Here is a 19,917-nt window from a genome sequence, read left to right on the forward strand (position 1 = left end):
TATCTTATGAGAATATTTAGTGTATATTTGGTCATTGTTTTAGCTTTTATTTCTTGTACTGAAGTAAAAAAAGAAAATACCGCAAAAGAACCAGAAACAATAAAACAAGAAGTTGCAGCTGTTTATAAAAATGTAGAAGTTGAAATTGAAGGAATGACATGTGAAATTGGTTGTGCAAGGTTAATTGAATCTAAACTATCCAAAGTGGAAGGAATTTCATATTCAAATGTTGATTTTGCTTCAAAAACAGGGCAATTTACCTACGATACAAATAAAATAAGTAAAGAAGATGTTTCTGAAAAAATTAATGCAATTGCTGGCGGAGACCTATATAAAGTTGTGAAATCTACTGAAATTGAAAAGATTACAGAAAAAAGTGAATAATATGGATAACTCTCTAACATATTTATTGTTTCTTTGTATTTTAAATTAAATTTTAATAAATCTTAATATTTATCAATAAAAATCAATCTAAAAATGAAAACATTTAAATTATTAATTGCAATTGCAATAATTAGTGTAATTACAATTTCTTGTAAAGAAACTGAGAAAAAAGATCTAAAAGATGCTGTTTCAACAGAAGTTGAAGCTGCTAAAGATGCTGCCGAAGATGCTGCCGAAGATGCTAAAGACGCTGTAGAAGAAGGTACCGAGAATCTTAAAGAAGGTGTTGAAAAAGCTGTTGACTCTTTAAGTGCTGATGCAAAAGAAGCTGCTGGTGCTGTTAAAGAAACAGTGAAAGAAGGAGCTGAAGCTGTAAAAGTAGGAGCTGAAAAAGTTAAAAAAGAAGTTAAAGATGTTATAAAACAATAAATTCTTTATTTAAAATTTTAAAACTCCAATTATAAAATTGGAGTTTTTTTATGTCTTATAATTTCTAACTGAAAAGAGTAAAAATAATAAGCTCATAAAATATAATAATCCTACTAATTGATGGCTAACCCCATAAAATAATGGTATTTTACCATTTACATTAATAACAGTAAGCACGCCTAGAACAATTTGAAGAACAACGAGTACTGACAAATAATTTATCCATCTTCGCGAAGATAATTCAACGTATGGCTTTAGTTTAAAAAACATATAAAATGTAAGAGCAGCTAAAACATAGGCTAACATTCTATGAGTAAACTGAACAAATGCAGGTGCAAATAAATAAGTGTCATAGTTAATCATATTCCCCCAATTCCAATGTGTTGAATTTAATAGAACATTTGGAACAAACTCTCCATTCATATCTGGCCAAGTTGGGTAATACAATCCTCCTCGCATTCCTGCTAGCAATCCTGCAAAAATTAATTGAACAAAAGTTACGCTTAAAACTACTGTAACAAATGATTTTCTATTTATTTTTCTAGCGCTTCCAAACCCGTAAACATCAGCAACCGTTTTAACCATGGCTGCAAACACTAATAATGCTAAAATAAAATGAATTGTAAGTTTATATGCATTTACCCAAGGTCTATTAATTAATCCACTTTGTACCATAATCCAGCCTGCAGAAGCAGTCAATACCGTTAAAAAAACAACCAAACCTAAACGCTTTATCAGATAGGAATCTATTTGTTTTTTTACTACAAAAATTATAAACGGAATTAAAAAAATAAATCCTAATGAGCGAACCCAAAGTCTATGAAAATACTCCCAGAAATAAATAAATTTAAACTCATTGATCGTAAACATTGAATTTATCTTTTGAAACTGCGGTGTTTCTTTGTACAATTCAAATGCTTCTACCCATTGCTCAGCATTTAATGGTGGAATTACACCCGTAATTATATCCCAACGAGTTATTGAAAGTCCAGAACCTGTTAAACGAGTTATCCCTCCAATAACGACTTGCCCAACTAACATAATTAAACCAAGCAATAGCCAGTTTCTTATAATTTTTGAATATTTATATTTTTTTTTCATCATCTATTGCCATTCTAAAGTTTCTACTAAATGAATAATATCTTTTTCTAAATAATTTATTGCAGGGCGAATTGAATCGTAATTAGGTTTTACATAAAAATATAATGCACCAGACAGTACATGTTTTAAGCTATCTGTCGCTCTAAATTGAATATTTGTTGCCACATTCCCTTCAATTGTATATAATTTGGCGAAAACTCTTTTATCAAAATTTTCATAAGGTACAGCATTAATAACATCTGCTTTTACAGTATGTTCAAATGTAAGTTTTTCTACTTCTTTTAAAATCTCTTGTAAATTATTGTTTACTGGTCTGTATGTAATATGGATTGTAGCTTTTAATGTTGGATATTGAATAGTTAACCAACAATTATTTTTAACAGAAATTATTGCATTACTAGAAGTTTCAAAATTATACGAACAGCTTGTATTTAATTTCTGATAAGAATAGTCAGGATATTCTAATTTCAAAAAAGCTTTTGGTTTTGGCAGGGTTTCGTTATCACAAGAAACCAAAAATGCAAAAATAATTATAATTACAATACTATAGTTTTTCATTTATATGGTCTCTATTTATGGTAATTTTAACTTGTTTTATCCTTTTTTTATCTACCGATTCAATTTTAAACGAACAGTTATTAAATTTTATTATTTCCTTTTTTTTCGGAAACTTCCCACAAACTTCAAGAATAAAACCCGCAATGGTTTCAGATTCTCCTTTATTTTCCTCAAATACTTCAGTATTTGAAATTTCTAAAATTTTATAAAAATCCTTTAAATTAGTTTTTCCTTCAAATAAATAAGTATTTAAATCTAATTTTGAGTAAGACAAATCTTCGTCGTCATATTCATCGCTAATATCACCAACTATCTCTTCAATAACATCTTCTAAAGTTACAATTCCACTCGTTCCTCCATACTCATCAACCACTATGGCCAAGTGGTTTTTCTTTTCTTGAAATTCCTTCAATAAATCATCCAATTTTTTGTTTTCAGGAACAAAATAGGGTTCTCTTATTAATTCTTGCCATTCAAAGTTTTCTTTATTTAAATGTGGTAATAAATCTTTCGCATATAAAACTCCTATAATCTCATCAATATTTTCTTTATATACAGGATTTCTTGAAAATCCTTTCTCTACAATATTACTAAGAACCTTGTTGTAAGTTTCGTCAAATGAGAGCGCAAAAATATCAATTCTAGGAATCATAATTTGACTAGTTTCTGTATTTCCAAAATTTACAATTCCTTGTAAAATTTTCTGTTCATCTTCAGTTGTAGCCTCATTTGAAGTTAACTCTAAAGCTTGTGATAATTTTTCAACTGAAAGGTTAGACTGTTTTTTACCCAAACTATTCTCTATTCTATTTGTTAAACTCATTAACGGCAAACTAACAATAGTCAATAAGGAATTTAAGACTTTAAGTGGATAGGCCATAAAAGAGGCGAATTTTAGCGCATTTCTAGTAGCATATAGCTTTGGAAGTACTTCACCAAATAATAAAATTAAAAAAGTAACTAGTACAATTTCTATTATAAACTTTAATTCTATTGACGAAATATTACTAAAAATTACATCTCCAATATATGCAAAGAGCAAAACAACTAAAATATTTACAAAATTATTTGAAATAAGTATTGTTGCTAATAATTTTTGTGGATTTTCTAATAGTTCAACAACTGTTTTCTGAATTGTTGATTTAGATTCTGTAGCGTTAGTGATATCTTCTTTTGTGAGTGAAAAAAAGGCAACTTCTGCACCTGATATTAATGCCGATAATATCAGCAGTAAAAAAAGCACTACCATACTTGATACTAACAAATAGTTAATATTTTCTGAAAATAAAATTAGTAAAAATGTGGGCTCAGGGTCCAAATTAATTTATATTTAATTAAACTTAGAATGGTAAGTCATCATCCTTTCCGTCATTTATTGATTGCTCCGGAAGAGTTGGTTCAATTGGTTTTTTATCAGCACCTTTTTCCGAAGCACTAGACCCTCCTGTTGTTGACAAAAACGTCATTTCAACTACATGAATTTCGGTAGTATACCTTTTCGTTTTGGTTTCATCTTCATACTGACGGGTTTTTATGCGTCCTTCGCAATAAATTTTATCCCCTTTGTGCAAATATTTTTCACAAATTTCAGCTAATTTATTTCTTACAACAATGTTGTGCCACTCTGTAGTTGTAACTTTTTCTCCAGTTTGCTTATTTGTATACGTTTCATTAGTTGCAATTGGAAAACGTCCAATTGAATTACCCCCTTCAAAATAATGCATTTTCACTTCATCGCCTAAATGCCCAATAAGTATTACTTTATTAATTGTGCCAGCCATAATAATCTAATTTATTTATATACCAAAAGTACTAAAAAATTTAGTGTATTTTATATTGGTTTAAAAAATTATCTATTAAGGTTGAAACCGGATATTTATGCACTGTTTCCCAGGGTATTTGAAAATCTTCTGAAGCTGGTGTATTCACAATCCAAAATTTAGTGTGAATATGTTGATGAGATAACTTGTGAACTATTACTTCTTTATTAAAAAGTTTAAGAGTAACTGACATTTTTTTTAATGCACTATTAAATATAGAGTGCTCAATTAATTGATTTTCATCAATTAAATTCGAGGTTTCAATTAATAAAAACTCATATAAATTTAACCAAACACCTTTTTCTCGTTTTACTAACATTGTTTTATTATCATCAGTTTTAATTACCAAATAGTTAAAATACCGATTTCTAATTTTAATTTTCTTTTCTTTAATGGGAAGTTCTTTAGTTTGATTCTTCGACAAAGCAACACAACTCGTATTTAAAGGGCAACTATTACAATCAGGGCTTTGAGGTTTGCACATTGTTGCACCAAATTCCATAATAGCTTGGTTATATGTACCTGGTTCATTTGTATCAATCAAACTTTGAGCAAGCTGTTTGAACTCTTTAACTCCTTTTGATGAATTAATTGGAGTACAAATTCCATAATAACGGGCTAACACTCTATAAACGTTCCCATCAACAACTGCAGTTGGCTCATTATAACAAATAGAAGCAATGGCAGAGGCTGTATAATCACCTACTCCTTTCAATTTAATTAACTCATTATACGAAGTTGGAAATATATTTTGAAGTTCATTTACAATATACTGTGCAGAAAAATGTAAATTTCTGGCTCTTGAATAATATCCCAATCCTTGCCATAGCTTTAACACCTCTTCTTCTGAAGCTAACGCTAGATCTCTTACCGTAGGAAAATTTTCAATAAACTTGTAATAATATGATATTCCTTGATCAACTCTAGTTTGCTGCAAGATGATTTCGGATAACCAAATATTATATGGATTTGTTGTAGTACGCCAAGGCAAATCTCTTTTGTTTTGTAAATACCACGGTATTAGATAATTAGATAATTTCATCGATTTTTTTATAAAATGCAATATTACAAGATTTAATTGATTAAATTTTAGTGAATTAACTTTTTGAAATTGATTTATATATCCTATATTTGCCGTCTTAATTTTATAATAACTTATATAACAATATTAAAAATGACGAAAGCAGAAATCGTATCAAGCATTTCAGAAAAATCTGGAATTGAGAAAGCTGATGTTTTAGCAACAGTTGAAGCGTTTATGGACGAAGTAAAAGTATCTTTGGAAAAAGGTGACAATGTTTATTTAAGAGGATTTGGTAGTTTTATAATTAAAACTAGAGCTGAAAAAACTGGAAGAAACATTTCAAAAAATACAACTATTAAAATTCCTGCACACAATATTCCTTCTTTTAAACCTGCAAAAGTATTTGTTGAAGGTGTAAAATCTAAAGTTAGAGTAAAGTAGGCACAACATAATTATTAACATAAAAACATCCTTTTATTATGCCAAGTGGTAAAAAAAGAAAAAGAGCTAAGATCTCTACGCACAAACGTAAAAAAAGAGCTAGAGCGAATAGACACAAAAAGAAAAAGTAAGCCTTGCTTACTTTTTTCTTTAAATTTTTAAGTTCATTGAAATAAATATTTACATTAAATTGTAAATATTGTTGGGTATAAAATCCTGTAAAATAAATTATAAATAGTTCAATAAATATTATTGAACATAAAAACAATTCAGAGTGAAAACGGAATTAATTATTAGATCAAACTCCTCTGATATTGATTTTGCCTTATTAAAAGATGGTAAATTAACAGCACTAAACTCAGAAACAAATGGAAATAAATTCTCTGTAGGAGATATATTTCTTGCTAAAATTGGTAAAGTATTATCTGGTTTAAACGCCTCGTTTGTGAACGTAGGTTACGAAAAAGATGGTTTTTTACATTACCAAGATTTAGGAGCTCAATTATTATCACTAAATAAGTTTATAAAAGGTATTAGCACAGGTAAAATTAAAGATTACACTTTAAATAATTTTCAACTAGAAAAAGACATTGATAAACATGGAAGTATAGTTGATGCATTAAAAACAGGTCAAAATTCACTTGTACAAATTGTTAAAGAACCAATTTCTACAAAAGGGCCGCGAATGAGTTCTGAAATATCTATAGCTGGTAGATATATGGTCTTAGTTCCTTTTTCTGATAGAGTTTCGGTTTCTCAAAAAATAACCGACTTAGAAGAAAAAGAACGTTTAAAAAGACTGGTTAAAAGTATAAAACCTAAAGGTTTTGGAGTAATTATTAGAACTGTAGCAGTTAATAAAAAAGTTGCAGATCTTGATAGAGATATACAAAATTCGTTTGGCCGTTGGGTGGCAATGTGTAAGAAAATTAGAATTGCGAAAACACAACAAACGCCTGTAAAAGTTTTAAGTGAATTAAATAGAGTATCTTCAATTCTTAGAGACCTATTTAATGATTCTTTTACAAAAATAGTTACAAATGATGAAGTATTACTTCTTGAAATTAAAGAATACTTGCAAAGAATTGCTCCTGAAAAAGAGTCGATTGTGAGTTTATATAATTCACAAACTCCCATTTTTGAAAAATTTGGAATTGAACGTCAAATTAAATCATCGTTTGGGAAAACAGTTTCTATGAGCAAAGGTGCTTATTTAGTAATTGAACATACAGAAGCACTGCATGTAATTGATGTAAATAGCGGAAACCGTTCTAACAAAGCTACATCACAAGCAGATACCGCACTTGAAGTAAATTTAATAGCTGCTTCAGAAGTTGCTAGACAATTACAATTGCGCGATATGGGAGGAATTATTGTTGTTGATTTTATTGATATGCATACAGCCGATCATAGGCAAAAATTATATGATCATTTAAAAGCGGAAATGGCATTTGATAGAACTAAACATAAAATATTGCCTCCAAGCAAGTTTGGTTTGATACAAATTACTAGACAAAGAGTACGACCTGAAATGGTTATTAAAACTCAAGAACCTAATCCTAGTGGTTCTGGAGAAGTTGAAGCTCCAATAGTATTGTTAGATACTATTAAAGCCGAACTTGATAAGCGCATAGCTTCTCAAAAGCATCAAAAGATTGTACTAAATGTTCATCCTTTTATTGCTGCTTATTTAAAAAAAGGAATTCCATCCATACAGCAAAGATGGTTTATAAAATATAAAAAGTGGATCAAAATTTTACCAAGAGATGCTTACCAATATTTAAGATTTGATTTCACAAATGAAAATGGTGAAATTATTAAATAAGGCATTTACAATATCAAAAAGTCCTGCATTTTATGCAGGGCTTTTTTTAAAACCAATACCCAACGTTAAAATACCAATATCTATCTTTAGTATCTGGTGACCAAGCATAATTTATTTCAATAGGTCCTAAAAAAGTATCTAAACCGTACCCAACCATATAGCCAGATTTGGTATTATCAAAAATTCTCCCATTATTAAATAAATCACTTTCTACTCTTGAATAATTTGCTGTTGCAGCTAAATAATTTTTAGGCAAATACTCATATCTAAATGTTAAAGATGATTTTAAAAATGAATTCGCATTTAACTCCGCAAAATCATAACCATAAAAGGGAATAAAGTTATTTATAAAATTTTCACCATAACCACCAACATTATACTCTAATACTCTATTATTATTATCTCCAATTGTAATTCCCGCCTCTGAAATAAAATGAGTTGTAAACTTATTAAATATAGTAGAGGCAAATCCTAACTTACCTTTTAACTGTGAAAATGGCTTAAAATTTGTATGTTCTTGTTCAAAATTATTATGATAATCTGAAGAGGATACATACCATCTAAAATCAGCACTCAAATAAAATCCTTTCTTTTGAAAATATTTTTTATCATACGTATCTATTTTTAAATATGAAATAAGATTTAAATAATCTGATTTATTGAAATACAACCTCCCATTATTATCAGCCGCTAAATTATTTTCTACCGACGATATTGTCTCTGTAAAAGCCTTTATCCTTTTGTGCTCTAATCCAATTCCTAAAGCAAACTTTCTACTAAAAACAGTTTGAAAATAAACTTGATTGGTAAAATCTTCAAAATCTAAATTGATTTCATTCACATTAGCCTCATCAAAATTAACACTGGTATTGAAATTATTATATCGAGATTTTAATCCAAAACTCCAATAAAATCCATTATCAATAAAATAGTTTAAATTATATCTAATATTATCACCTAAAATAATGTCGGTGGATAAAATATCATTTTTTGATAGTACATGCTTAAATGTAGTATTGATAAGAACACTTGTTTTATAAAAATCATCATAATGTGCTGCCAATTGCAAAAAGTTAGCTATTTGGTTTTCTTTTACTTTAAATTCTACATCTTGCCCATCATCTTCATTATCAGCTATATTATATTGAATAGTTTGAAAATTTCCTGTTGCGGTTAAATTATTGATACTTTCAATTAACTTTTGATAACTTGTAGTATCTCTTTTTTTTAGGTTTAATTTCCCTAAAATATAAGCCCTTGTATAATTTTTATTACCACTAATTTCAATATTATTTATATGAAGTTTTCTTATTAAAGAGCTATTAATTTTTTTCTTTTCATACTTAATTTGTTTTTCCCCAATTGCTTTTAGTTCCTTCATTTTAATCCGGGAGGCTATATCTCCTTTTTCTAAAATTTCTTTTAATTTATCAAATGAAACAACATTGAATTCACTAATATCTGGTTTTATCAATAAATCTACCTTCTTATATTTTTCATCCAAGGTTTTATACATTTGAAAACCTACAATTTGGTTTAATATTTTTACGGCAGAATCTAATTTATCTTTCTTTTCTAACCCACTTTGAATATCAACACCAATTACTACATCTGCACCCATTTGCTTTACTTCATCAACAGGAAAATTATTTACGATACCCCCATCAGATAATAGTCTCCCATCAATTTCTACTGGTGCTAGTAATGTAGGAAACGACCCACTCGCCTTCACTGCTTCCGGTAAAAAACCTTTATTTAATGTAACCTGCTCACCGGTTTCTAAATCTGTAGCAATACATAAAAATGGAATTGGAAGTTTGCTAAAATCTGTAATCTGATTTACGTGTTGAGTTAGTTCTGTAAGTAAATTTAATACATTTTGACCCTCTGATATTGCTACAGGAATTCCTACTTTTTTATTTTTAATTGGAAACGTCAACGCATATTTTTCACCACTTTCTTTTTCATAAAAAGGTTTAGACTTTCTTGGTAAATCATTTGATAAAATTTTATAAAAATCAATAGTTCGAACAATTGAATCTAACTGATTAGCTGTATATCCTGATGCATATAATGCTCCTACAATTGCTCCCATACTTGTTCCGCTAATATAATCCACACGAACGCCTGCTTCTTCTATTACTTTTAAAACTGCTACATGTGCTAATCCTTTTGCGCCACCGCCACTCAAAACCAAACCAACTTTAATATCATTTTTTTCAATAACTTCCTGTGAAAACGTAAGATGTATTGAACAAATAAAAACAATAATTAAAAAATATTTCATGTTACTTTTTTTGAAAATAATTATAAATAATGACAGCTCTATTTTTACCTATAATAGCTTCAATTTCCTTTAATGTTGCTTGTTTGATTCTTTTTACAGATTTAAAATGCTTTAATAAAGATACAACTGTTTGCTTTCCTATTCCTGAAATATGTTCCAACTCATTTACTAAAGCTCCTTTACTCCTTTTATTTCTATGGTGTGTAATACTAAATCTATGCGCTTCATTTCTTAATTGCTGAATAATTTTTAAACTTTCAGAAGTTTTATCTAAATATAAAGGTACAGAATCATTAGGATAATAAATTTCTTCTAACCGTTTTGCAATTCCAATAATTGCAATTTTATTTCTTAGACCTAACACGTCTAAACTTTTTAATGAGGCTGACAACTGCCCTTTTCCACCATCAATTACAATTAATTGAGGTAGATTTTGCCCTTCATCTTTCAAGCGCTTATAACGTCTAAAAACAACCTCTTCCATTGAAGCAAAATCATCTGGGCCTTCAACTGTTTTAATATTAAAATGTCTATAATCTTTCTTGCTAGGCTTTCCATCTTTAAAAACTACACAAGCCGAAACTGGATTTGTTCCTTGTATATTAGAATTATCAAAACATTCTATATGCCTTGGTTCAACAGATAATCTCAAATCTTTTTTCATTTGAGCCATAATTCTATTCACATGTCTATCTGGATCCACAATTTTTATTTGCTTAAATCTTTCTTGCCGGTAGTATTTTGCATTTCTAATACTTAACTCTACAATTCGTTTTTTATCTCCAAGTTTAGGGACTGTAATTTTAATACTATTACCCAAATCCACTTCAAAAGGCACATAAATTTCATTAGACTGCGAATTGAATCGTTGTCTAATTTCTATAATGGCAAGTTCTAACAATTCCTTATCAGTCTCGTCTAACTTTTTCTTTATTTCTGTTGTATGAGATTGTATGATAGCACCATTACTTATTTTGAAAAAATTTACATAACTATAACTCTCATCAGAAACAATAGAGAAGACATCTACATTTGTAATAGACGGATTTACTACAGTTGATTTAGCTTGATAATTTGCAAGTAGTTCGATTTTTTCTTTAATCTTTTGAGCTTCTTCAAATTCCATTTCATTTGCATAATGCATCATTAATTGTTGAAACAGTTTTAAAGATTCTTTGAAATTTCCTTTAATAATATTACGAATAGCAACTATATCTTGTTCGTAATTAGTTGCAGTTTGCAATCCTTCACAAGCGCCCTTGCAGTTTCCAATATGAAAATCTAAACAAACTTTATATTTTTCGATTTCTATATTTTTCTTGCTTAAATCATAACTACAGCTACGTAATAAATACAACTCTTTAATTAAGTCTAATAATGCTTTTGCAGTCCTTACCGAAGTATAAGGACCATAATACTCTGATCCATCTTTAATTACATTACGAGTTAAAAAAACTCTAGGAAACCGCTCTTTTTTAATACAAATCCAAGGATACGTTTTATCATCTTTCAACATCACATTATAGCGAGGTTGATATTTTTTAATTAGATTATTTTCAAGTAGTAAGGCATCTGTTTCTGTGTTTACAACTATATGCTTAATAGTGGTAATTTTATTAACAAGCACTTTCGTTTTACCATACTCATGATTCTTTGTGAAGTATGAAGAAACTCTTTTCTTTAAATTTTTTGCTTTTCCAACATATAAAATTGTCCCATTTTTATCATAATATTGATAAACTCCAGGTTGTGTTGGTAATGTTTTTATTTGTATTTCTAACTCCAAAAAATTGCTTGTTTTAAATACTAAAATTACAGTTTTTTACTGAATCTACTATTCCTTTAATCATTAAGAAAAAGATTTAAATTTACTAATAAAAAAGTGTTTTTTGTAGCTGTATATAAATAACTTTATGTTATTATTTATTACATAAACTTTAACTATTTTAAAGTTTAAACTTACGTTGAAAAAACCAATCGTTAAATAACAAACGAATAAAATATATACGCCAAAATAATTATAACAAACAAAACTTTAGTTTCTGTTGGTGTATTTTTAATTTTTTCAATTAGTTTCATAGGTAGATTACTTTTGGCTAATTTAAAAAATTAAATAAACTTCGCAAAAATCAATACATAATAAATACCAGCAATTACAAAAATAACACCTGACATTAAGCGTATTACTTTTTCAATTCTAGAAATTTTAGCATAAAATACTCCGATATTACTTGCAGCATAGGCTAACAAATAAGTAAATAAAATCACTGGTAATCCAGTTCCCAATGCAAAAATAATTGGTAAGTATAAACCATCATAACTCGAAATAGTCATAGGAATTAACATTCCAAAGTACAAAGCACCACTATAAGGGCAAAAGGCCAATGCAAAAATAACACCTATTAAAAATGACCCTAATAAGCCTTTTTCTTTTAATTTATCGGTTAGTTTTTCTGCAAAATTAGATTTCCCTAAAAAATTAAGTTTAATTACATTCAACATAATTAAACCAACAATTATTAATAAAGGTCCTAAAAACTTTTCTCCATTTTGCTGAAAAAATCTCCCAATGTGAAACTTGCTAGCTCCAAAAAATAAAATTAAACCAATTGCTGTATAACTAAAAGCTCGTCCTAAGGAATAAACCAAACCACTTAAAAACACAACTTTTTTATTTGAAATATTCTTAGAAATAAAAGCTGTAGCAGTAATATTTGTAGCCAATGGACATGGACTAATTGATGTCATTAAGCCTAGCACGAAAGCCGATAAAATTGGGACATTATAATTTTCGAGAAGTGATTGTAAAAAATCCAATTATACTTTTTTTAACTCTGTTTGAATTGTTGCTTTTAACTCATTTGAAAACTTTTCTTGATCGTTTCCATTCATAAATGCAAATTCAGTTAAATCAATTTGAGTTTCTTTACCATCAACAATCACATTTAAAAATAATGCGGTTCCTGTTGCTTCAAATTTTTCAGCTAGTTTATAATTTTCTTCTTCATCTACATTCACAACTTGAAAAGTAATATTTTGATTTTTTAGTTCATCGGAAAAATAAGTTTCTAACGTGTATCGTGTACTTGCCTCAATGGCATTACAAGTCATACATCTATGAGTTGAGTGAAAATCAATTACTTCAATTTTATTAGCTAATTTTTCATTAGTTGATTTTTCTGTTGCAATTTTTTCTTTGCAAGAAAATAACACTAAACTAACTATCATTACGACTAAAATACTAAGTTGTTTCATTGTTAAAAGTTTAATTTGTTAAAAAATTATATTAAATATATATCCTGAAATTATTATACATAAAGTTACAACAAAAAAGAAAATGGCAATTAATTTTAGTGTCATTACTTTTTTAAGCAACATTGCTTCTGGCAAAGAAAGTCCAACAACACCCATCATAAATGCAATGGCTGTTCCTAATGGAATTCCTTTAGAAACTAAAACTTGAGCTACCGGTAAAATACCAGAGGCATTCGAATACATTGGTACCGCCAAAATGGTTGCGGCTGGCACTGCAAACCAGTTATCTTTACCCATATATTTTTCAAAAAAACCTTCTGGAATATACCCGTGCATTAAACCTCCAATAGCAATTCCAACCAAAACATAAGGTAAAATACCCATTAAAATGGTTTTTGTTTCTTTCCAAATAGATGGTAATCTATCTTTTAATGAAGTGTGTGCAGCCTCAAATTGTTCTGTTTCTTTTTGACTATTTTCTAATACTTGTTTCACCCAAGGAGAAAGGTATTTTTCAAGTTTTAATTTTTGAAGAATTATACCCGAAATGGTTCCTAATAAAACTCCACTTACTACGTATATTATTGTTGTTTTAATACCAAACAATCCAATAAATAACCCAATAGCAACTTCGTTTACTAAAGGTGATGTAATTAAAAAAGCAAATGTTACACCTAAAGGAATTCCTCCCTTTACAAAACCAATAAATAATGGTACAGATGAACATGAACAAAATGGTGTAACAACGCCAAATAGTGATGCCATTAAATACTCAAATCCGTATAATTTTTTTCGAGAAAGATAATTTCTTACTTTTTCAACTGGGAAGTAACTATTTACAATTCCCATAAAAAAGATAATGACAAAAACTAACAATAGAATTTTTATACTATCATAAATAAAGAAGTTTAAGGCTTCCGCTAAATGATCTCCTGATTTTAATTTAAGAAGTTCAAATACAAGCCAATCTGCTAATTGTTGAATCCAATCAAACATAAAATATTTTTATTTTTTTCCAATAAAACGAATTACAGAAGCTTTTCCCTTATGATATGCTCCTTCATTTAATTCAATTTCTTCATGCTCTAAAACTACGACTTCAAGTGCTGAGAAATCCTGTTCAATTTCATCCAATGAAAATAGCATTTCACTATTTTTTGGACCAAGATCAATTTTATATTCTGCATTAATTTTAAGCTGTTCTTTACTAAAACCTTCTAAAATTAAGAGTCCTCCCTTTTTTAAATATTTTGTTATTCTTTGGTGATATTCTGACTTTAAATTAGGTGGAAAATGTGCATATATTAATACAATTACATCAAACGAATTTTCCCTAAAACTGATTTGAGAAAATTCCCCAACTAAATAATTAATATTCACATTATTTAATTCGGCTAATTTTAAAGCTTTCAACTTTCCTTGATTACTGATATCAAAACAAGTAACATTTAAACCCTTTTTTGCAGCAAATACAGCATTTCTACCTTCACCTTCTGCAGGTAAAAGTATACTTCCTTTTAGGTTATATTTAGCTATAGTATCTTCAAAAAATTGATTTGGTTTTACACCATAAGCAAATTCTTCATTTTTATATCTTTCTTCCCAAAACTCTTTCATCATAGTGCTTTTAAATAATATTTTTTCTTTAAATATAATGATACATTTACTAAAGCAATTAAAACGGGAACCTCAACCAAGGGTCCTATAACACCCGTAAAAGCTTGTGGAGAATTTATTCCAAAAACAGCAATTGCAACTGCAATAGCCAATTCAAAATTGTTTCCCGTAGCTGTAAATGCAACTGCTGCATTCCGTTTATAATCAATATTCATAGCTTTTCCAGTGAAAAAACTCACAAAAAACATCAATACAAAATAGATAACTAATGGTACTGCGATTTTTAATACGTCAAAAGGAATTTCAACAATTAAATCACCTTTTAAACTAAACATTAGAACAATGGTAGCTAGTAAAGCAATTAGTGTGAGTGGAGAAATAAATGGGATAAATTTTGTATTGTACCATACTTCCCCTTTGTATTTTACTAAATATTTCCGACTTAAAAATCCGGCTAAAAAAGGAATTCCTAAATATATTAAAACACTTTTAGCAACTTCAAAAACTGAAATATTTACATCAAATCCCTCTAAACCAATAAAATTGGGTAAAACTGTAATAAACAACCAAGCGTAAAAACTATACGTAATTATTTGAAATACACTATTTAAAGCTACTAATGTTGCACCATATTCTCGGCTTGCTCCTGCTAAATCGTTCCAAACAATTACCATTGCTATACAACGTGCTAAACCAATTAAAATTAAACCAGACATATAACCTGGCTCGTCTCTTAAAAAAATTACTGCTAATACAAACATTAAAATTGGACCAACAATCCAATTTAAAAATAAAGACAAGGACATTAATTTTGTGTCTTTAAAAACTGTTGGAATTAAACTATAATCCACTTTTGCTAATGGAGGATACATCATTAAAATTAGTCCAATTGCCAAAGGTATATTTGTAGTTCCTACCGAAAAAGAATCAGTTATTTCACCGATTTGAGGAAAAAAATATCCTAACCCAACACCAATGGCCATTGCTAAAAATATCCATATGGTTAAGTACTTATCTAAAAATTTAAGTCTTTTTTTCATTACTTCTTAATTTGAGAAAATACATACATCATTTCTGAAGCAATTTCATTACTTCGCTCCAAATATTTTTCCGCTTGTTGTGGTGTGTTATCAAATACTTTAGGATCATTATATCGAATAGGAATTCTAGCTTCACAACCAACAATAAATGGACAATTCTCATCAGCGTGATCGCAAGTCATTAATGCTGCAAACTCACCCTTTGGATTAAAATTATCATCATATTTTTTAGAAAAACATATAATTGAAGGATTGTTTTCTGCATATTTTACGCTATAAACTGGGTTATCCTCATTAGACAACTTCGTAATTTGAAACCCTTGACTTGCTAATATTTGCCCAACCATTGGAAACATTGCTGTAGCTTCCGTTCCGCCAGAATAACAAAACACATTTTTTATTCCAAAATTTTGAGCAGCTGTTTGCGCCCAAATTTGAGACAAATGACTTCTACGTGAATTATGTGTGCAAATAAAATTTAAGTTTACATTTTTATTTGCTGAAACTTTAGACTGAACAAAATCAATCATTGGTTGTAAAGTTTCTTTTCTTTCTACTGAAATAATTAAGTTCTTTAACTCTTCTACAGAATTATTTATTTCTTTCAATAACATAATCTACTATTTAGCAACAACCAGATTCTTTATCTTCAGAAGAACAACAAGAAGACTCAATGTTGTCGTCTGAACAACAGGCATTATTTGCAAAATTATCAACTAAAAAAGCCTGTATTTCATTCTTTGAAGGAACTTTACCTTTTATAACAACTTGTTCATCAATAACAACAGCTGGTGTGCTCATAATATCATACATCATAATTTCCTGAATATCTGTTACCTTTACAATGGTAGCATCAATATTCAACTCGTTTACAACTTCAGTTACAATCTTTTCTGTTGTTACACAATTTGGGCAACCTGTTCCTAATATTTTAATTGTTTTCATTTTATTTATTTCGATTTATTTCTATACTCTTTAACGCATACTAGCGCCTATACATTTTTTTAACAGCAATTAGATGCTGGTGCACAACAATTAGAGGTGGTATTAACTATATTTGAAAGTTTTACTTTTGATTTTTTAATTGAAACATCACAAGCATCCTTTGCCAAACAATTAGTTTGTTTGGTGGTTAATAAAAAATTTATTCCATCAAAATCCAGATCATATTTACCAATAGTTAAACCTTGATATTCTACTTCAATTTCTAAATTTTCTAGATTTAAAATTTTATCGGATAATTCAATTATATGAATTAATTTTTCAGGGTGTAAACGATGATTATAGTCATTAGCCTCCCATAACTGAAAATTAGCAACGGCTTCATTTCTAACCGTTCCTCCACAATCAATAAAATGCTTTGTTACTTTACCTACTTCTGTTACATGAAAATGACTAGGAACCATATTACCATCTGGCAATTGAAAAGCTATTGTATTTAAATTCCTTAAATATTCCTTTATTTCTTCTATTTTCATTTCATCTCGTTTTAACTAATTATCATCGCAAATAAACGATGAATTGAATTAATTTTTTTTAGCAATATGTTTTTATAGTCTGTTTTTCAAAAAAAGAAGCAAATAATGTTTTTGCTTTTTGCCAGTTTTCTTGATGTATACAATACTTTATTTTTGGTGGGTTTACTTCCCCATTTATCAATCCTGCGTTTTTCAATTCTTTTAAGTGTTGAGATATTGTAGATTGTGCTAACGGTAAAACATCTAACAAATCCCCAGTATAACAACAACTTTGATTTTCTAAATAATTTAAAATTTTAATCCGTGTTGGATGCCCCAAGGCTTTTGCAAATTTTGCCAAAGCTTCAGTTTCTTCCAAATAATTAATATCTTGAATTGTCCTTTTCATAAGTTCATCGCAAATATACGATTAATAAATTAGTTTCCAAATTTTAAACCAAATGAATAGATTTAAGTCTAAACTTATAATTGTTAAAATTTAAAGTAATGAAAGAAGTTAGCTATCTTATTCTAAGTATACTATTATTAGTATCGTGCAGCACAACAAATGACGAAATACTAGATGAAACTATAATACCTGATATAATAACAACTGAATACAACTACCCAATAGTGGATACTGGTGTTACTAATTTTTATGATAACACAACTATTATTACTTCACCAACTCAAGGATCTTCTTTTTTTGGGCAAGATGCAAATTATAGCGGAAATCAACCTTCTTATACAGATAATAATGATGGAACTATTACAGATAATGTTACCGGTTTAATGTGGGAGCAAGATATGGGTTCTAAAATTACATTTAACGAAGCCTTTTCAAAAGCTAGTACTTCAACTTTAGGAAATCATAACGATTGGAGAGTTCCAACTTTAAAAGAATTATATTCTTTAATATTATTTTCAGGAAAAGTAAAAGGTGAAGTAGCTATTGATTTGTTTATTGACACCAATTATTTCAATCAAGAATTAGGAGATACTTCCATTGGAGAACGCGAAATTGATGCTCAAACTTGGTCTTCAACTGAATATGTTTCTACAACTATGGTTAACGTTGAAACAGTTTTTGGAGTAAATTTTATTGATGGGCGTATAAAAGGGTATCCAAAATATAAACCAGGTTCTGGAAATGCAAATACAATGTATTTTAGAATGGTGAGAGGAAATACGGATTATGGAACAAATAATTTTGTAGATAATGGAGATGGAACAATCAGCGATTTAGCAACTGGTTTAATGTGGCAACAATCTGATGATGGAACTTCAAGAGATTGGGAGGAATCTTTAGCCTATGCCGAAGATCTTGACCTTGGAAACAAAACCGATTGGCGCTTACCAAATGCAAAAGAATTACAAAGTATTGTAGATTATACCAGATCTCCAAAAACTACCAATTCACCCGCCATTAATCCTCTTTTTAATTGTACTGAAATATCAGATCCAGATGGGAACACCGGTAATTACCCATTTTATTGGACTGGAACGAGTCATTTAGATGGAGCAAACCCATATTCAAGTGGTGTTTATGTTGCTTTTGGCGAAGGACAAGGAGAAATGAATGGAGTACTAATGGATGTTCACGGAGCTGGTTGTCAACGTAGCGACCCCAAAAGTGGAAACCTAAATGATTACCCACAGTTTTTCGGTCCTCAAGGTGATGTTCGGTATGTTTACAATTATGTTCGATGTGTAAGAACAATAAATTAATAGTATTCTTCAAAAAACTAAAAATGTTTAAATATCTGTTTTCTACTTTCAAGCTACTTTTTATCATTACATTGATATTAGTTTCTTGCTCTAAAAAAAATTCTGATTTTAATGATTCTGAAACCGAAAATATTACAGAAAACCCTTCTGAAATAACAAAACCTAATATTTTATTGGTCATTGCAGATGATATGGGCTTGGATGCTTCACCTGGATATGAAATTGGATCAATTAAACCTTATATGCCAAATCTTGAAAAATTAGCAGCTAATGGAATAACGTTTAACAATGTTTGGTCAAACCCTACTTGTACTCCAACGCGTTCAAGCATACTTACAGGAAAATATGGAGTTAGAACTAATATGTTAAAAGTAGGTGACGTACTTTCAACTTCTGAAACATCCATTCAAAAATATTTAGCTAATAATTTGGGATCAACTTATAGTCATGCCGTTATAGGTAAATGGCATCTATCAACAGATCCTAATCACCCAACAAACATGGGAGTGGGCTATTATGCCGGTTTATTAACTGGTGCCGTATCATCTTATTGGGATTGGAATTTAACTGAAAACAGTCAAACAACTACATCTACAGAATATGCAACTACAAAAATTACTGATTTGGCAATAGATTGGGTTGAAAATAAAACAAATCCTTGGTTTTTATGGGTAGCTTATAGTGCGCCACATACTCCTTTTCATTTACCACCAACTAATTTACATTCACAAGGAAATTTACCTTCAGATGAAGCCAGTATTGTTACAAATCCATTACCTTATTATATGGCCATGCTAGAAGCAATGGACTCCGAAATGGGAAGGCTTATGAACTCTCTAAGTCAGGAAGAAAAAGAAAATACTGTTATTATTTTTATTGGAGACAATGGAACACCTCAACAAGTAGCTCAAGAATACAATTCCTCAAGAACTAAAGGTTCATTATATCAAG

Annotated in this window: 22 protein-coding genes; 6 read left to right on the forward strand and 16 right to left on the reverse strand. The window is 29.2% G+C overall.

What is annotated here, in order from left to right; all coding sequences use genetic code 11:
• Positions 1 to 6 precede the first annotated feature (6 nt).
• Positions 7 to 384: a heavy metal-associated domain-containing protein gene (locus HKP59_RS12630; RefSeq protein ID WP_291807550.1), complete on the forward strand. Its 378-nt coding sequence runs from the start codon at positions 7 to 9 to the stop codon at positions 382 to 384.
• A 93-nt stretch (positions 385 to 477) separates the two neighbouring features.
• Entirely contained in the window at positions 478 to 813 is a 336-nt protein-coding gene (locus tag HKP59_RS12635) for a hypothetical protein (protein WP_291807553.1), read from the forward strand.
• A gap of 48 nt (positions 814 to 861) precedes the next feature.
• Here the strand turns inward: HKP59_RS12635 and HKP59_RS12640 are convergent, their stop codons facing one another.
• The 5 genes from HKP59_RS12640 to mutY form a co-directional block, all read right to left on the reverse strand.
• Positions 862 to 1,917, reverse strand: a complete 1,056-nt coding sequence (locus HKP59_RS12640) for a COX15/CtaA family protein (RefSeq protein WP_291807556.1) — start codon at positions 1,915 to 1,917, stop codon at positions 862 to 864.
• Positions 1,918 to 2,472, reverse strand: coding sequence for a gliding motility lipoprotein GldD (gene gldD, locus HKP59_RS12645; RefSeq protein WP_291807558.1), 555 nt, complete (start codon positions 2,470 to 2,472; stop codon positions 1,918 to 1,920).
• Positions 2,459 to 3,736 carry a gliding motility-associated protein GldE gene (gene gldE, locus HKP59_RS12650; RefSeq protein WP_363289304.1) on the reverse strand — a complete coding sequence of 426 codons (1,278 nt, stop codon included), beginning with the start codon at positions 3,734 to 3,736 and terminating at the stop codon, positions 2,459 to 2,461. Before gldE ends, gldD begins: the two co-directional genes overlap by 14 nt.
• 76 nt (positions 3,737 to 3,812) lie before the next feature.
• Positions 3,813 to 4,253, reverse strand: a complete 441-nt coding sequence (gene ssb, locus HKP59_RS12655) for a single-stranded DNA-binding protein (protein ID WP_291807562.1) — start codon at positions 4,251 to 4,253, stop codon at positions 3,813 to 3,815.
• 40 nt (positions 4,254 to 4,293) lie between these two features.
• Positions 4,294 to 5,334, reverse strand: a complete 1,041-nt coding sequence (gene mutY / locus HKP59_RS12660; protein WP_291807565.1) for an A/G-specific adenine glycosylase — start codon at positions 5,332 to 5,334, stop codon at positions 4,294 to 4,296.
• A 132-nt stretch (positions 5,335 to 5,466) separates the two neighbouring features.
• Between mutY and HKP59_RS12665 the strand changes: the two genes are divergently transcribed.
• Positions 5,467 to 5,757 (forward strand): HU family DNA-binding protein, encoded by a 291-nt coding sequence (locus HKP59_RS12665; protein ID WP_291807567.1) that lies wholly within the window; start codon positions 5,467 to 5,469, stop codon positions 5,755 to 5,757.
• A gap of 274 nt (positions 5,758 to 6,031) precedes the next feature.
• Positions 6,032 to 7,582 (forward strand): ribonuclease E/G, encoded by a 1,551-nt coding sequence (locus HKP59_RS12670; RefSeq protein WP_291807570.1) that lies wholly within the window; start codon positions 6,032 to 6,034, stop codon positions 7,580 to 7,582.
• A 46-nt stretch (positions 7,583 to 7,628) separates the two neighbouring features.
• Here the strand turns inward: HKP59_RS12670 and HKP59_RS12675 are convergent, their stop codons facing one another.
• The 11 genes from HKP59_RS12675 to HKP59_RS12725 form a co-directional block, all read right to left on the reverse strand.
• Positions 7,629 to 9,869: a patatin-like phospholipase family protein gene (locus HKP59_RS12675; protein ID WP_291807573.1), complete on the reverse strand. Its 2,241-nt coding sequence runs from the start codon at positions 9,867 to 9,869 to the stop codon at positions 7,629 to 7,631.
• A gap of 1 nt (position 9,870) precedes the next feature.
• Positions 9,871 to 11,655: an excinuclease ABC subunit UvrC gene (gene uvrC, locus HKP59_RS12680; RefSeq protein WP_291807576.1), complete on the reverse strand. Its 1,785-nt coding sequence runs from the start codon at positions 11,653 to 11,655 to the stop codon at positions 9,871 to 9,873.
• Between the two features lie 323 nt (positions 11,656 to 11,978).
• Positions 11,979 to 12,686 carry an aromatic aminobenezylarsenical efflux permease ArsG family transporter gene (locus HKP59_RS12685; protein WP_291807577.1) on the reverse strand — a complete coding sequence of 236 codons (708 nt, stop codon included), beginning with the start codon at positions 12,684 to 12,686 and terminating at the stop codon, positions 11,979 to 11,981.
• On the reverse strand, positions 12,687 to 13,124 hold the full coding sequence (locus HKP59_RS12690) for a nitrophenyl compound nitroreductase subunit ArsF family protein (RefSeq protein ID WP_291807580.1): 438 nt from the start codon (positions 13,122 to 13,124) through the stop codon (positions 12,687 to 12,689).
• Positions 13,125 to 13,142: 18 nt separating this feature from the next.
• Complete coding sequence (locus HKP59_RS12695) at positions 13,143 to 14,120, reverse strand: permease (RefSeq protein WP_291807602.1); 978 nt, start codon at positions 14,118 to 14,120, stop codon at positions 13,143 to 13,145.
• 9 nt (positions 14,121 to 14,129) lie between these two features.
• Positions 14,130 to 14,744, reverse strand: coding sequence for a class I SAM-dependent methyltransferase (locus HKP59_RS12700; RefSeq protein ID WP_363289309.1), 615 nt, complete (start codon positions 14,742 to 14,744; stop codon positions 14,130 to 14,132).
• Positions 14,741 to 15,781 carry an ACR3 family arsenite efflux transporter gene (arsB, locus tag HKP59_RS12705; RefSeq protein WP_291807603.1) on the reverse strand — a complete coding sequence of 347 codons (1,041 nt, stop codon included), beginning with the start codon at positions 15,779 to 15,781 and terminating at the stop codon, positions 14,741 to 14,743. Before arsB ends, HKP59_RS12700 begins: the two co-directional genes overlap by 4 nt.
• Positions 15,781 to 16,395, reverse strand: coding sequence for a protein-tyrosine-phosphatase (locus HKP59_RS12710; protein ID WP_291807604.1), 615 nt, complete (start codon positions 16,393 to 16,395; stop codon positions 15,781 to 15,783). The genes arsB and HKP59_RS12710 overlap by 1 nt, the downstream gene beginning before the upstream one ends.
• A gap of 10 nt (positions 16,396 to 16,405) precedes the next feature.
• On the reverse strand, positions 16,406 to 16,726 hold the full coding sequence (locus HKP59_RS12715; protein ID WP_291807605.1) for a thioredoxin family protein: 321 nt from the start codon (positions 16,724 to 16,726) through the stop codon (positions 16,406 to 16,408).
• Positions 16,727 to 16,785: 59 nt separating this feature from the next.
• Positions 16,786 to 17,259 (reverse strand): DUF6428 family protein, encoded by a 474-nt coding sequence (locus HKP59_RS12720; RefSeq protein WP_291807606.1) that lies wholly within the window; start codon positions 17,257 to 17,259, stop codon positions 16,786 to 16,788.
• A 58-nt stretch (positions 17,260 to 17,317) separates the two neighbouring features.
• Positions 17,318 to 17,647 (reverse strand): metalloregulator ArsR/SmtB family transcription factor, encoded by a 330-nt coding sequence (locus tag HKP59_RS12725; protein WP_291807607.1) that lies wholly within the window; start codon positions 17,645 to 17,647, stop codon positions 17,318 to 17,320.
• 98 nt (positions 17,648 to 17,745) lie between these two features.
• On the opposite strand from HKP59_RS12725, the gene HKP59_RS12730 reads away from it, so the two are divergent.
• Positions 17,746 to 18,966 carry a DUF1566 domain-containing protein gene (locus HKP59_RS12730; protein ID WP_291807608.1) on the forward strand — a complete coding sequence of 407 codons (1,221 nt, stop codon included), beginning with the start codon at positions 17,746 to 17,748 and terminating at the stop codon, positions 18,964 to 18,966.
• 23 nt (positions 18,967 to 18,989) lie between these two features.
• Positions 18,990 to 19,917: sulfatase-like hydrolase/transferase (locus HKP59_RS12735; protein ID WP_291807609.1), on the forward strand; the 928-nt coding region annotated here is incomplete at its 3' end.

It is taken from the genome of Lutibacter sp. (assembly GCF_013041805.1).
Lineage (GTDB): Bacteria > Bacteroidota > Bacteroidia > Flavobacteriales > Flavobacteriaceae > Lutibacter.

What these genes read in the sequence shown, in the direction of transcription:
- HKP59_RS12630 (WP_291807550.1), top strand. Translation starts at nt 7, where the DNA reads ATGAGAATATTTAGTGTATATTTGGTCATTGTTTTAGCTTTTATTTCT.
- HKP59_RS12720 (WP_291807606.1), bottom strand. Translation starts at nt 17,259, where the DNA reads ATGAAAATAGAAGAAATAAAGGAATATTTAAGGAATTTAAATACAATA.
- ssb (WP_291807562.1), bottom strand. Translation starts at nt 4,253, where the DNA reads ATGGCTGGCACAATTAATAAAGTAATACTTATTGGGCATTTAGGCGAT.
- HKP59_RS12640 (WP_291807556.1), bottom strand. Translation starts at nt 1,917, where the DNA reads ATGATGAAAAAAAAATATAAATATTCAAAAATTATAAGAAACTGGCTA.
- mutY (WP_291807565.1), bottom strand. Translation starts at nt 5,334, where the DNA reads ATGAAATTATCTAATTATCTAATACCGTGGTATTTACAAAACAAAAGA.
- HKP59_RS12675 (WP_291807573.1), bottom strand. Translation starts at nt 9,869, where the DNA reads ATGAAATATTTTTTAATTATTGTTTTTATTTGTTCAATACATCTTACG.
- HKP59_RS12710 (WP_291807604.1), bottom strand. Translation starts at nt 16,395, where the DNA reads ATGTTATTGAAAGAAATAAATAATTCTGTAGAAGAGTTAAAGAACTTA.
- HKP59_RS12635 (WP_291807553.1), top strand. Translation starts at nt 478, where the DNA reads ATGAAAACATTTAAATTATTAATTGCAATTGCAATAATTAGTGTAATT.
- HKP59_RS12715 (WP_291807605.1), bottom strand. Translation starts at nt 16,726, where the DNA reads ATGAAAACAATTAAAATATTAGGAACAGGTTGCCCAAATTGTGTAACA.
- HKP59_RS12700 (WP_363289309.1), bottom strand. Translation starts at nt 14,744, where the DNA reads ATGATGAAAGAGTTTTGGGAAGAAAGATATAAAAATGAAGAATTTGCT.
- gldD (WP_291807558.1), bottom strand. Translation starts at nt 2,472, where the DNA reads ATGAAAAACTATAGTATTGTAATTATAATTATTTTTGCATTTTTGGTT.
- arsB (WP_291807603.1), bottom strand. Translation starts at nt 15,781, where the DNA reads ATGAAAAAAAGACTTAAATTTTTAGATAAGTACTTAACCATATGGATA.
- HKP59_RS12725 (WP_291807607.1), bottom strand. Translation starts at nt 17,647, where the DNA reads ATGAAAAGGACAATTCAAGATATTAATTATTTGGAAGAAACTGAAGCT.
- HKP59_RS12665 (WP_291807567.1), top strand. Translation starts at nt 5,467, where the DNA reads ATGACGAAAGCAGAAATCGTATCAAGCATTTCAGAAAAATCTGGAATT.
- HKP59_RS12690 (WP_291807580.1), bottom strand. Translation starts at nt 13,124, where the DNA reads ATGAAACAACTTAGTATTTTAGTCGTAATGATAGTTAGTTTAGTGTTA.
- HKP59_RS12730 (WP_291807608.1), top strand. Translation starts at nt 17,746, where the DNA reads ATGAAAGAAGTTAGCTATCTTATTCTAAGTATACTATTATTAGTATCG.
- HKP59_RS12695 (WP_291807602.1), bottom strand. Translation starts at nt 14,120, where the DNA reads ATGTTTGATTGGATTCAACAATTAGCAGATTGGCTTGTATTTGAACTT.